The organism is Pseudomonas sp. HMWF021, from assembly GCF_003061005.1.
Lineage (GTDB): Bacteria > Pseudomonadota > Gammaproteobacteria > Pseudomonadales > Pseudomonadaceae > Aquipseudomonas.
Map to the genome: position 1 here is coordinate 52,206 of NZ_QAIK01000117.1, position 11,958 is coordinate 64,163.

The following is an 11,958-nucleotide window of genomic DNA, read 5'->3' on the forward strand; positions in this document are numbered from 1 at the left end:
AGCTTGGGGTGCCGGTGAGCGAACTGACGACCGAACCCGGCAAAGTCGTGCACGCCAGGTCGGGCCGCTCGCTGGCCTACGGCGAACTGGCCGAACACGCCATGGATCTGCCGGTGCCCGATCCGGCCTCGGTGCAGCTGCGTGATCCGAGCCAGTTCCGCTGGATCGGCAAACCGGTGAAGCGCGTCGATGCCTACGACAAGTCCACGGGCAAGGCGCTCTACAGCATCGACCTGAAGGTCGACGACATGCTACACGCCGCCGTTCAACATGCCCCGCGTTTGGGAATGACCGTGGGCAACCTGCGCAACGAAGAGCAGGTCAAGGCGATGAAAGGCGTGCATTCCGTGCATCGTCTGCCGGGTGCTGTAGCGGTGGTCGCCGAACGTTGGTGGCACGCCAAACGTGCAGTGGAAGCAATACAGGTCGACTGGCAGGAACCCACGGCCGACAGCAAAGTGCGGCCGATGCCCGCGGACTTTTCCAGCGACGCCTGGCTCAAACGTCTGGCTGACGACAAAGGCCCGGCCAGGGATGATGAAAATGAGGGCGACGTGGCTGCAGTTCTGGCCAGCGCCAAGACCCGGATCGACGCCACTTACCACAACCAGTACCTGAACCACGGCCAGTTGGAGCCGCCGTCGGCGCTGGCCCGATTCAATCCCGACGGTTCGCTGGAAGTCTGGCTGCCGAATCAGGCGCCGGACATGTTCCGAGCGGACATCGCCAAACGCACCGGGCTGGATCCGTCGCGCATCACCTTGCATTCGCCATTGCTGGGGGGCTTCTTCGGTCGGCACTTCCTGTACGACGCCGCCAGCCCCTACCCTCAGGCGATCGAGTTATCGAAAGCGGTTGGTCGCCCGGTGAAACTGATCTGGAGCCGCGAGGAAGAGTTCCTGCGTGACGTGCTGCGTCCTGTAGCCGCCGTGAATTTCCGCGCGGCGCTGGACAGCGACGGCTGGCCGCTGGCAATCGAAGCAATCAGCGCCACCGAAGGCCCGACCGAGGCGCTGGCCGGCAAGCAGGGAGAAAAGCTCGACCCGACGGCGCTTGAAGGGTTGTCGGGCAAATCCTACGCGATCCCCAACAAGCGCATCGCGCAGATCTACGCCAAAGGCCCGGCAATGCTCGGTTACTGGCGTTCGGTGGGCAACTCGCTCAACGACTTTTTCTATGAGTCGTTTCTTGACGAGCTGGCCGACAAGGGCGGCAAGGACCCGTTCGAATTGCGCCTGCATCTGCTGCGCGACAACCCGCGACTGACCACGCTGCTGCAAGCAGTGGGCGAGCTGTCCGGTGGCTGGAAGCGCGGGCCGTTTACCGCCGCCGACGGCAGCAAACGCGCACGAGGCGTGGCAATGGCGTCACCGTTCGGCACTCAGACCGCTGTGATCGCCGAGGTCTCTATCGAGAACGGTCAGGTCAAGGTGCACGACATCTGGCAGGCAATCGACCCCGGCAGCATCGTCAACCCGGCGATTGTCGAAGCGCAGGTCAATGGCGCAGTGGCGCTGGGCCTCTCGCAGACGCTGGTGGAGGAAGCCGTGTGGATTGATGGCAAGCCGCGCGCGCGCAATTACGACCTGTATCCGATTCTGCCGCCTGCGCGGATGGCCCGGGTTCACGTGCGCGTGGTCGAGAGCGGGGAAAAAATGGGCGGCATCGGCGAACCACCGCTGCCCGCCGTCGCGCCCGCTGTCGCCAATGCGGTGGCAACGCTGACCGGGCAACGGGTGCGCAGCCTGCCCATGAGCCGCCACACCTTCACTTGATCAGCGCCGGAGCCTCCATGAATAACAGCCGATTCGCAAGAACCGCAGGCTGGCTGGCAGTGCCGTGCCTGGTCGCGGCAGGCCTGCTGGCCTGGTACGTCACCCGCGAGCCCGTCTCGCGCCTTGAACACAACCACACCGCCGTGGCCGATATCGACCCGACGCTGGTCGCGCGTGGCGAATACGTCGCCCGACTCAGCGATTGCGTGGCGTGCCACAGCGTGCCGGGCGGTGCGCCGTTCGCCGGCGGCCTGGAAATGGCCACACCGCTGGGCGCGATCCACGCGACCAACATCACCCCGGAGCCGGAAACCGGCATCGGTCGCTACAGCCTGGCGGACTTCGACCGTGCGGTGCGCCACGGCGTGGCACCCGACAGCCGTCGTCTGTACCCGGCGATGCCCTACCCGTCCTACGCCAAGCTCAGTGACGATGATGTGCGAGCGCTGTACGCGTTCTTCATGAAAGGCGTGGCACCGGTCAAACAGGCGAATATCCCGAGTGCGATTCCTTTCCCTTTGAACCTGCGCTGGCCGATTGCGCTGTGGAACGGTGTGTTTGCCGATACCGGGCCTTACGAGGCCAAACCGTCGCAGGATGACGTGTGGAATCGCGGTGCGTACCTCGTGCAGGGCGCCGGGCATTGCGGCAGTTGCCATACGCCGCGCGGTCTGGCGTTCAACGAGAAGGCACTGGATGAATCCGGCACGCCGTACCTCGCCGGCGCCTTGCTCGATGGCTGGTACGCGCCGAGTCTGCGTGACGATCACAACACCGGCCTGGGCCGCTGGAGCGAGCCGCAGATCGTGCAGTTCCTCAAGACCGGGCGCAATGAACACGCGGTGGTTTACGGCTCGATGACCGAGGCGTTCAACAACTCCACGCAGTTCATGAGCGATGACGATCTGACCGCAATTGCCCGTTATCTCAAGTCATTGCCGGGGGACCGTCAGCGCGACGGCCAGCCATGGCAGTACCAAGCGGTTTCGGCGACGGAACGTCTGGACGCGCCCGGTGCTCATACCTACGTGACCCGTTGTGCTTCCTGCCACGGGCTCGACGGCAAGGGACAGGCAGAATGGATGCCGCCGTTGGCCGGCGCCACTTCGGCACTGGCCAAGGAAAGCGCCTCGGCCATCAACATCACTCTCAATGGTTCGCAGCGAGTCGTGGCAGCCGGAGTACCGGACGCCTATCGCATGCCGGCCTTCCGTGAGCAGTTGTCGGATCAAGAGATCGCCGAAGTGCTGACCTTCATGCGCAGCACCTGGGGCAATCAGGGCGGCGGCGTTGAAGCGCAGGCCGTCAACAAGCTGCGTGAACGTACGGGTCCGGCCAGCAGCAGCCCGATCATCCTGCAAATGCGTTAGAGGAATTTTGATGGAAAGCATCGACTTGCTGGTCCTGCGCACCGCGCGGGACTGGCTCGCCGTCGGAGAGCAAGTATTGCTCGCCACGGTGGCGCGCACATGGGGCTCTTCACCGCGCCCGACAGGGTCGATGATGGCCTTGCGTAATGACGGTCGCGTGGTGGGCAGCGTGTCGGGCGGCTGCATCGAGGACGACCTGATCGATCGCTACACAACCGCCCATGGCGGCAGCGGCCTGAAGGACGCGGCGCCCGAGGTGGTGCGCTACGGCGTCAGCGCCGACGAGGCGCATCGTTTCGGTTTGCCCTGTGGCGGCACGCTTGAGCTGATTCTCGAGTTCAATCCGTCGTGGCAGGTGCTGAACGAACTGCTGGTGCAACTCGATGCCGGGCAACTGGTGCGCCGCTGCCTGGCACTGGATAGCGGTCGCGTCACGCTGGAAACCACGGCCACTCCTGAGCAATTCAGTTTCGACGGCCAACAGATGTTCAATACCCTGGGGCCGGGGTATCGGCTGCTGATGATCGGTGCCGGCGCGCTGGCCGAGTATCTGGCGACCATGGCGCTGTTCAACGGCTTCAAGGTTGCGGTGTGCGACCCACGTGCCGAATACATCGAAACCTGGGCAGTGAACGGCGTGGAGCGGATTATCGGCATGCCCGATGATGTGGTGCGCGACTTCGCGGTCGATCTGCGCACCTGCATCGTCGCCTTGAGTCATGATCCGCGACTCGACGATCTGGCACTGCTCGAAGCCCTTCACAGCCCGGCGTTTTACATCGGCGCCATCGGTTCGCGGCGCAACAGTCAGCTGCGCCGCGAACGTCTGATCGAGCATTTTGGTGAGACCCAGGCGTCACTCGAGCGGCTGCACGGGCCAATCGGTATCTACATTGGCAGCAAGACACCGGCGGAGATCGCGGTCAGCGTGATGGCCGAGATTCTGGCCGCGAAGAATGGCGCCAACCTGCCGAAGGCGTTTTCGATTGCCAGCGCCAAGGCGCAGGTAGCCTGACGGGCTGGAACAATAGCGATCTGCAGGGCCTTTAGAAGCTTACGTGTAATCACCCAGTCGCATCGACAGCTCAATGTCATCCGCAAACGGAACCGACAGGTAACCATTTTGTGGCTCACGCACGTGGGCCAGATATTCCGGGCAATAGTTGGTGTTGTCCGCCACCACCAGCGCGCCCGGCTTCAGGTGCTTTTCCACCAGCCTCAAGACGTCGCCGTACAACGCCTTGGCCCCATCGAGCAGGAGCAAGTCAACTGACGGCGGCAGGTCGCTGGCGAGCGTGACGAGCGCATCGCCTTCGCGGATTTCCACCAGATCGCTGACGCCGCCCTCGATGAAGTGATGGCGGGCCAGGGCGATTTTCGACGGTTCGAATTCGCTGCCGATCAGTACGCCGCCACCGTTGTCGCGCAGTGCCGCCGCCAGGTGCAGAGTGGACAGGCCGAACGAGGTGCCGAACTCGACAATCGCTTTGGCCTTGCTAGTGCGCGCCAGCATGTACAGCAGTTTGCCGGTGTCGCGCGAGACTGGCAGCCACAGGTCCTTGAGCATGGCGTAGAGTTGCAGGTACTCGGTCTTGCTGTGCATCAGGCGCTCGCGCTCCTCGCCCGACACCGTTTCCAGCACTGGGCTGGTGGCGGCGCAGGCCTGGCTGTAGAGGCGTTCGATCAGGCTGGCCAATGGTTCAGAAGTCAGGGTGGTCATGATTGCTTTCCGTCAATGGGGGATTAAGATGCGAGTGATTCGTCGCATTTAAATGATGCGAGTGATTCACTCGATCCGCTATTCGCGTTTCCCCCGAGGCCCGAGCCGCCCATGAGCAATCGTCAGACCGCCCGTATTTCCTCGCGCAAGCAGCCGCAACAGGCACGCTCCGCCGATCTGGTAGCGGCGATTCTGCAGGCGGCTATTCAGGTTTTGACCGAGCATGGCGCGACCCGATTCACCACCGCAAGGGTCGCCGAAAAGGCGGGTGTGAGCATCGGCTCGCTGTATCAGTACTTCCCCAACAAAGCAGCGATCCTGTTCCGCCTTCAGAGCGATGAGTGGCTGCACACCACGCAGATGCTGCAGCGAATTCTGGAAAATCCCGATCATCCGCCTCTGACACGCCTGCGCACGCTGGTGCAGGCGTTCATCCGCTCGGAGTGTGAAGAAGCGCAGATGCGTGGTGCACTGAACGACGCCGCCCCGCTCTATCGCGATGCGCCCGAAGCCCACGAAGTGCGCGCGGTCGGGCGCCGGATCTTTGCAGGCTTCATGCTGCAATTGCTGCCTGACGTCGGCGATCCAACCCGTATCACGGCCTGCGATCTGATCCTGACCACGCTCGGTTCGGTGGGCAAAGACTTTTCCGGCACTGAGCGCACCGATCAGGAAATCACGGTTTTCGCCGACGGGTTGGCGGACATGTTCAGCGCCTACATTGTGGCGCTGAATCAGGTCGCCTGAAGCGCAAAACTCCGGCAAAAAAAAGCCCCGCAACCGAATGAGGTGCGGGGCAAAGGATTGGTTGGTTGCGGCCAACCAAAGGAGCTCGGTCAGAACGGTTTACGCAGCCAGGTCAGATGCAATCCTGCGCGGCGCGTTCAAAGCTTGATGGCAGGAAGTTGGAGGCCAGCAAGTGGCGCTCGTAGATGAACACCTTGCCGCCGCTGCCGGCCTTGTAGGCTTCCAGCACGTTATCGGCGGAGACCTTGCTCGGCACCACGATCCGATAACTGCGCTGGGTCTGCGAGACGGTCGGGTTCAGCGCACTGCGCTGCAACTTCGGCACCACGCAATCGGCGTATTGCGCCGGGGTCTTGCTGGTCTGCAAGGTCAACGTCGGATCATTCGGCGCTGAGGCGCAACCGGCGAGCAGCAAGGAGGCAACGGTCAGGGACGGGGCGAATAAAGCGCGCATCGGGGTAATCCTGAAAATAATGGTTCGGTTCAACTGGCAGCGGTTCAGCGTCACGTCGCCCCCGCTGCCCTTTATGGTTTTGATATTCAGCTGGAGGCCACCAGCGCCTTGAGCGAGGCATCGAACTGTTTCAAGGCATTGAGTTGCAGATCACGTTGCTTGTCGATCTGCGCAGCGATTTCCTGCGCGGCCTTGTCGTGTACCCAGACCGACGGGATCTGTTTTTCCACCGAGCCTTCGGCCTTGCCGATGTACTGCAGGTCGGCGTCGTAGAAGCGCGCGATGAAGTGCGCTTCATACAGGCTGTTCTGTTGGGTCAGCAGGCGGTTGAAGGTGTCGAGTTTCACCACGATGTCCGGATGCGCCAGAATCAGCGCATCAAGGTTGTCGTAGACGGTCACCGACACGAACTGGCGCTGCAACGAGCTGAGCAGCCAGTCGATCGCCAGTTCCGGATCGGAACTGCGCACAAAGGCTGCGCGAATCCGCGAGTCCAGCGCATCCTTGGCACCGTGCAGCGCCATGTCGTGGTAGCGCGTCAGGTATTGCAGGTTCTCGCGGGTGTTTTCGCTGTACAACACACCCACGCTCTGCGAATGCTGCAAGTTCGCGGCGCTGCCGGCGATGGGTTGAAGATGACACTCACAGGCATCGTCTGCGTAAGACGGTGCCGTGGCTACCACGCCGCCCATCAGCAGGGCGATCAGTGCCAGTCGGGTCAGTGTCTTCATCGCGCAATTTCCTTGAGCTGCGTGTTCAATGAAGGCGATTTTCCGCCTATTGCCTGCAAAGCTGAACTTGCGTTTCGTGATGGTCACTATTACTTCTAGCGATAGTTACCGACGAAAAAGTTTGTTAGATGCTCAGCCACAATGACTAGAACAACAGTGAGGAAGCCGATTTGAGAACCTTTGACCTGATCCGCGACGCAGTTTTGCCCGACTTTCGCGAGCGAGTGGCCGAATATCTGGAGCAATACGAAAAGGTGTTGCTGGACAAGAACATCACCAATGCGCAGCTCAAGCGCGATACCGCCAACCAGTTGCGCGGTTATCTGCGCGGGCTGAACACCACGCGCGTGCTGGGCATGGCGTACTGGGAAGAACTGGATCGGCGGATCGTCGACACCTGGCTCGCGCCCGCGTCATGACCGACTAGACTTGCCGGGCTGCCAATGTCCCGTCAGTCGAACCGGAGGTGTCCCCATGAGCAACAGCGAACCTGCAACCTTCAACGGCTGGGCCGCCACCGCCGCCGGCGCCCCGCTGGAACGCTACAGCTACGATCCCGGCCCCTTGGGCGAAGAGTACGTTGAGGTCGCCGTGGAATACTGCGGTGTATGCCACTCCGATCAGTCGCTGATCGATAACGATTGGGGCATCAGCCGCTACCCGTTCGTGCCGGGCCACGAGGTGGTCGGCAAAATCGTGCGCATGGGCCCGCAGGTGCGCGGCCTCGAACTCGGCCAGCGCGTCGGCATCGGCTGGTACAAGGGCAGCTGCATGCACTGTTCGTCCTGCATCAGCGGCTCGCAACAACTGTGCGGCACTGCGCAACCGACCATCATCGGCAGCAACGGCGGTTTCGCCGATCGGGTGCGTTCGCACTGGGCGTGGGCGATTGCGGTGCCCGCCAATCTTGATCCGGCGATGGTCGGCCCGCTGTTCTGCGCCGGTTCCACCGTGTTCAACCCGCTGCTGCAGTTTGGCGTCAAACCCACCGACCGCGTCGGCGTTGTCGGCATCGGCGGCCTCGGTCATCTGGCGCTGCGTTTTCTAAATGCGTGGGGTTGTGAAGTCACCGCGTTTACTTCTTCACTGAACAAGCAGGACGAAGCCAGGCGTCTGGGCGCGCACAACGTCGTGGCCTCGACCGACAGCAGTGCACTGAAAGCGATAGCCGGCACGCTGGACTTTTTGCTGATCAGCGCCAACGCCGATCTCGACTGGACAGCGATGCTCGCCACCCTGCGCGGCAACGGCCGGCTGCATTTCGTCGGGGTCGTGCCCAGCGCGATTCCGGTGCATGTTTTCGATCTGATCCCGCAGCAGAAATCCCTGTCCGCCTCCCCGGTCGGCTCGCCCGGCACCATGGCGACCATGCTCGAATTCTGCGCCCGGCATCAGATTCTGCCGCAGGTCGAGATGTTTCCCATGAGCAAGGTCAACGAGGCGGTCGACCATCTGCGTAGCGGCAAGGCGCGCTACCGCGTGGTGCTGGACGCCAGCCAGTGACGATTGCGTGCGGCGTCTGCCTGCGCAGATGCCGCACCTCCTGCCAAAACGCCCCCAAACGCTTACAATCGCCCGTCTAACCGACCTTCAGACAGGCTCCCCAAGAAATGCCGCTCGACCCACCAACGATGCTGACCATCTCGATCGCTCTCGCAGCTGCTGCCGCGCTGTACCTGGCGGTCGAGTGGCGCAGCATTCGTGAGCCTTCGCTGCTGTTCTGGAGCGCCGGTTTCGCCACGATCACCCTCGGCTCCACCCTGGCCTTGCTGCGCAGCAACGGGTTTCTGCTGATTGGCATCTGGTTTGCCAACGGCTTGCTGGTAACCGCGCACTTCCTGTTTTTGTTGGGGGTGGCGCGCTTCACACAGATCCGCCTGTCCCCGGCCTGGTATCTGATCTTCGTCAGTTGGCTGATCATGCTGTTGCTGCCGGACGGGCCGCTGTGGTCGAAAGTCATGCTGGCCGCCAACTCGTTGCTGGTGGCCGCCTCGACGCTCAAGGCCAGTCTGCTGTTGCGCCCGCATGGCAAGTCGCTGAGCGTCGGCGCCGTGCAACTGCGCTACGTGCTGTTGGGCCACGGCATTTTCTATGTGGCCAAGGCCATGACGGTGATGATCCCGGGCACACTGATCGATCTGGCCGCATTCCGTGGCGAAATCATCCAGATCTCGCTGGTGGAAGGCGCGATGGCGATCATGCTGATCGCGCTGTCGATGACCGGCACCGAACGCTATCGGCGCGAAGAGCAGATCGCCCGACTGGCCGCCCGTGATCCGCTGACCGCCCTCTTCAACCGTCGCGCCCTTGAAGTGCGCGCCCCGCGCCTGCTGCGGGAGGTCTGTGCAGAGCAACCCGGCGCGCTGCTGCTGATCGATATCGACAATTTCAAACTGGTCAACGACCACTACGGCCACACGGCCGGCGACCGTTTGCTGGTGGCCTTGAGCGAGATGATCCGCGCCGAGTCTCCCGAGGGTGGGCTGGCCGCGCGTCTGGGCGGTGACGAATTTGTCATTCTGCTGAGCAACGCGCCCAGTGAACAGATCGTCAGACTGGGCGACACCCTGCGCGATCAGTTTCAGCGCATTGCGATCCAGAATTTCCCCACTGCCGAGCCGGTGACGCTGAGCATCGGCGCCACCCTGTTCAACAAGCCGCCGGCCAGTCTGGCGGCGCTGATCGAGCAAGGCGATGCCGCACTCTACGAATCCAAGCGCGGCGGCCGCAACCGTCTGCGCCTGACCGGGCTCACCACTTCAGGATGATCAGACCCATGTCCCGTTCCGAGACTTCCCTGCAAGACCTCGCCGCCCCCGAGGGCGTCTGCTACGGCTGCGGCGGCCGCAACCCGCATGGGCTGCACGTCAAAAGCTACTGGCACGAGGACGGCGTGCATGTGATGGCCGAACACCGGCCGGACGACAAATACTGTGGCTGGCCGGATCTAGTGTACGGCGGTTTGCTGGCGATGCTGATCGACTGCCACTCCAACTGGACCGCGATGGCTTACCACTACCGCGCCGAGCAGCGTGCACCGGGCAGCCTGCCGCGCATCGACTGCGTCACCGGCAACCTTGGCATCAAATTCATCAAACCCACGCCCATGGGCGTCACCCTGACCTTGCGCGCCAGGGTCGAAGGCGAAGTCGGGCGCAAGACCCGGGTGATCTGCGAGGTGTACGCCGGAGATGTGCTGACGGCGGTGGGTGATTCGGTGTTCGTGCGAGTCGACACCCACCAACTGGCGGACGCAGCACACGGCCGCTGACTCCCCCCTCCCCTGTAGGAGCTGCCGCAGGCTGCGATCTTTTGATTCTGCTTTTGAAGGTCAAAGTCAAAAGATCGCAGCCTGCGGCAGCTCCTACAGGAATGACGCTTGAGCAAACCCGGCTAGGCGCATCTGTCCCGAAATCGTCGAGGCTATAGCAGACCGCACTTCCAGGAGTCTTTACCCAGTGTCCGAGCTGCCGACCCACTTCGCCTACACCCGACGCTTCAACGCCGTGCTCGCTTACATCGACGCGCATCTCGAGGGCGACCTGTCGGTAAGCACGTTGAGTCAGGTGGCGAACTTTTCGGCGTATCACTTCCATCGGCAATTCAGCGCCTTCGTGGGCGTGCCGGTGTCGCGCTATGTGCAACTGATGCGTTTGCGCAAGGCAGCCCATCGGCTGGCCGCGCAGCCGCAACACTCGATACTGGCCGCCGCGTCCGACGCCGGTTTCGAGAGCCCGGAAGCCTTCAGCCGCGCATTTCGGCGCGACTTCGGCATGACACCGAGTGCCTTCAGGAAGCAACCGAACTGGCAGGTCTGGAATGCGGTATTCGCCATCCCTCACTTTTCCAGGAGCGTCATCATGCAAACCAGAATCATCGATTTCCCCACCGTACGGGTCGCCGTACTCGAACACTGCGGTGCGCCGGGCGAGGTTGCGCAAAGCGTGCAGACATTCATCGCCTGGCGCATGCACAGCGGCCAGTCGCCCGTGGCGTCGAGCCGCACCTTCGGCATCCCCTACAACAACCCCGACACCACACCGGCAGAGGATTTTCGCTTCGCCATCTGTGGCGAGATCGACGAAGCCGTGGCGCCCAACACCTTCGGCGTGCGCGAAATGCTCATTCCCGGCGGGCGTTGTGTGGTGGTGCGTCATGTGGGTTCACCGGATCACATCGGCGAAACGATCTACCCGATCTACCGCGACTGGCTGCCCGACAGTGGCGAAGAGTTGCGCGATCATCCGCTGTTTTTCCATTACCTGAGCGTCTATCCCCAGACGCCGCAGGAGCAATGGCAGACGGACGTGTACGTGCCTTTGCAATAAATGAAATCCCCATGGAGAAAAAGCAACCGTTGCCATACCCTGACGCCTGAAAAATGACCCAGGCTCAGCAGGGAGCGCCCGTGAAATTCTTTAAAAACCTTTTTTCCTCAAGCAAAGAACACGAAACCAAAGCCTCGGAACAACCGGAGGCAGACGTCGTCACCTTCTCGTACGACGACTTGAGCGACGCGGAAAAGACCAATCTGGCGCTAAGGGAGGCCAGTCAGAAATGCCTGGACCGGCACTGGAACTCGATCGGCACCAGCGAGCAGGACGTACTGGGCTACGCGATCAGTCCGAGTTTCATGGGAGGCCCGGACTGGCCGTCTACCCGCCAGGCCTACCGGGTGGTGCGTCGTGGAGACTCGATCATCATTGCCACGGAAGGCATGTCCGATCCCTTCGATGGCGTTGAAGGCCTCGGCAACGGGTTCGAAATGGAAATGTTCATCGAAACATCGGACATTCCCGAGCAAGCGCGCGGCCTGCCGGGAGACGTCGATCCTTTCCAGCGAAGCTGGGCATTCGAGCTGCTGAAGCACCTCGCAGCCGACGTGGCGAACGCGGGAGGAATCACGGGAAAGCTGGAAAGATACGGTTCGATGTCATACGAGATTCCCGGCTTCAGCCAGTCACACTACATGTGTGATCAGTTGCCAGCGCACTTCGTCACCGAAGACGACATGACCGGCATGCTGCTGGGCGCCCCTGAAGCGGATTTTCCGACGCGAATCGAGGACATGCCCCTGTCAGCGGTCAAGCTGGTCTGCGTGACACTGATTACCGCTGCCGAACTTGAATACATTCGCAAGGGCGGGCAAACCGCTCGGGAC

General features: G+C 62.2%; 13 protein-coding genes. 10 read left to right on the forward strand and 3 right to left on the reverse strand.

The window, feature by feature from the left end; genetic code table 11:
• The 3 genes from DBR18_RS15670 to DBR18_RS15680 form a co-directional block, all read left to right on the forward strand.
• Nucleotides 1-1,775, forward strand: a 1,775-nt coding sequence (locus DBR18_RS15670) for a xanthine dehydrogenase family protein molybdopterin-binding subunit (protein ID WP_256588726.1), incomplete at its 5' end; no start/stop codon positions are given.
• 17 nt (nucleotides 1,776-1,792) lie between these two features.
• Nucleotides 1,793-3,145 carry a cytochrome c gene (locus DBR18_RS15675; protein ID WP_108590987.1) on the forward strand — a complete coding sequence of 451 codons (1,353 nt, stop codon included), beginning with the start codon at nucleotides 1,793-1,795 and terminating at the stop codon, nucleotides 3,143-3,145.
• 10 nt (nucleotides 3,146-3,155) lie between these two features.
• Nucleotides 3,156-4,160, forward strand: a complete 1,005-nt coding sequence (locus DBR18_RS15680; protein WP_108590988.1) for an XdhC family protein — start codon at nucleotides 3,156-3,158, stop codon at nucleotides 4,158-4,160.
• Between the two features lie 39 nt (nucleotides 4,161-4,199).
• On the opposite strand, the gene DBR18_RS15685 is transcribed toward DBR18_RS15680, so the two are convergent.
• Nucleotides 4,200-4,865: an O-methyltransferase gene (locus DBR18_RS15685; protein WP_108590989.1), complete on the reverse strand. Its 666-nt coding sequence runs from the start codon at nucleotides 4,863-4,865 to the stop codon at nucleotides 4,200-4,202.
• Nucleotides 4,866-4,976: 111 nt separating this feature from the next.
• Here DBR18_RS15685 and DBR18_RS15690 point away from each other — a divergent pair, with 111 nt between their 5' ends.
• Entirely contained in the window at nucleotides 4,977-5,612 is a 636-nt protein-coding gene (locus DBR18_RS15690; protein ID WP_108590990.1) for a TetR family transcriptional regulator, read from the forward strand.
• A gap of 112 nt (nucleotides 5,613-5,724) precedes the next feature.
• Here DBR18_RS15690 and DBR18_RS15695 read toward each other — a convergent pair whose 3' ends face one another.
• Complete coding sequence (locus DBR18_RS15695; RefSeq protein WP_108590991.1) at nucleotides 5,725-6,066, reverse strand: hypothetical protein; 342 nt, start codon at nucleotides 6,064-6,066, stop codon at nucleotides 5,725-5,727.
• A gap of 86 nt (nucleotides 6,067-6,152) precedes the next feature.
• Nucleotides 6,153-6,797, reverse strand: a complete 645-nt coding sequence (locus tag DBR18_RS15700) for an ATPase (protein WP_108590992.1) — start codon at nucleotides 6,795-6,797, stop codon at nucleotides 6,153-6,155.
• 170 nt (nucleotides 6,798-6,967) lie between these two features.
• Here DBR18_RS15700 and DBR18_RS15705 point away from each other — a divergent pair, with 170 nt between their 5' ends.
• From DBR18_RS15705 to DBR18_RS15735, 6 genes are all read left to right on the forward strand, one after another.
• Nucleotides 6,968-7,216 (forward strand): hypothetical protein, encoded by a 249-nt coding sequence (locus DBR18_RS15705; protein WP_108590993.1) that lies wholly within the window; start codon nucleotides 6,968-6,970, stop codon nucleotides 7,214-7,216.
• A gap of 55 nt (nucleotides 7,217-7,271) precedes the next feature.
• Nucleotides 7,272-8,300, forward strand: coding sequence for an NAD(P)-dependent alcohol dehydrogenase (locus tag DBR18_RS15710; protein WP_108590994.1), 1,029 nt, complete (start codon nucleotides 7,272-7,274; stop codon nucleotides 8,298-8,300).
• A gap of 107 nt (nucleotides 8,301-8,407) precedes the next feature.
• Nucleotides 8,408-9,565 carry a GGDEF domain-containing protein gene (locus DBR18_RS15715; protein WP_108590995.1) on the forward strand — a complete coding sequence of 386 codons (1,158 nt, stop codon included), beginning with the start codon at nucleotides 8,408-8,410 and terminating at the stop codon, nucleotides 9,563-9,565.
• Between the two features lie 8 nt (nucleotides 9,566-9,573).
• Entirely contained in the window at nucleotides 9,574-10,068 is a 495-nt protein-coding gene (locus tag DBR18_RS15720; protein ID WP_108590996.1) for a PaaI family thioesterase, read from the forward strand.
• A 187-nt stretch (nucleotides 10,069-10,255) separates the two neighbouring features.
• Nucleotides 10,256-11,125 carry a GyrI-like domain-containing protein gene (locus DBR18_RS15730; RefSeq protein ID WP_108590997.1) on the forward strand — a complete coding sequence of 290 codons (870 nt, stop codon included), beginning with the start codon at nucleotides 10,256-10,258 and terminating at the stop codon, nucleotides 11,123-11,125.
• Between the two features lie 80 nt (nucleotides 11,126-11,205).
• A partial coding sequence (locus DBR18_RS15735) for a suppressor of fused domain protein (protein ID WP_177482394.1) occupies nucleotides 11,206-11,958 on the forward strand: 753 nt, incomplete at its 3' end.

Bases quoted from the DNA above. Each gene is read 5' to 3' on its own strand.
- DBR18_RS15675 (WP_108590987.1), top strand. From the start codon at position 1,793: ATGAATAACAGCCGATTCGCAAGAACCGCAGGCTGGCTGGCAGTGCCG.
- DBR18_RS15695 (WP_108590991.1), bottom strand. From the start codon at position 6,066: ATGCGCGCTTTATTCGCCCCGTCCCTGACCGTTGCCTCCTTGCTGCTC.
- DBR18_RS15720 (WP_108590996.1), top strand. From the start codon at position 9,574: ATGTCCCGTTCCGAGACTTCCCTGCAAGACCTCGCCGCCCCCGAGGGC.
- DBR18_RS15685 (WP_108590989.1), bottom strand. From the start codon at position 4,865: ATGACCACCCTGACTTCTGAACCATTGGCCAGCCTGATCGAACGCCTC.
- DBR18_RS15700 (WP_108590992.1), bottom strand. From the start codon at position 6,797: ATGAAGACACTGACCCGACTGGCACTGATCGCCCTGCTGATGGGCGGC.
- DBR18_RS15710 (WP_108590994.1), top strand. From the start codon at position 7,272: ATGAGCAACAGCGAACCTGCAACCTTCAACGGCTGGGCCGCCACCGCC.
- DBR18_RS15715 (WP_108590995.1), top strand. From the start codon at position 8,408: ATGCCGCTCGACCCACCAACGATGCTGACCATCTCGATCGCTCTCGCA.
- DBR18_RS15680 (WP_108590988.1), top strand. From the start codon at position 3,156: ATGGAAAGCATCGACTTGCTGGTCCTGCGCACCGCGCGGGACTGGCTC.
- DBR18_RS15690 (WP_108590990.1), top strand. From the start codon at position 4,977: ATGAGCAATCGTCAGACCGCCCGTATTTCCTCGCGCAAGCAGCCGCAA.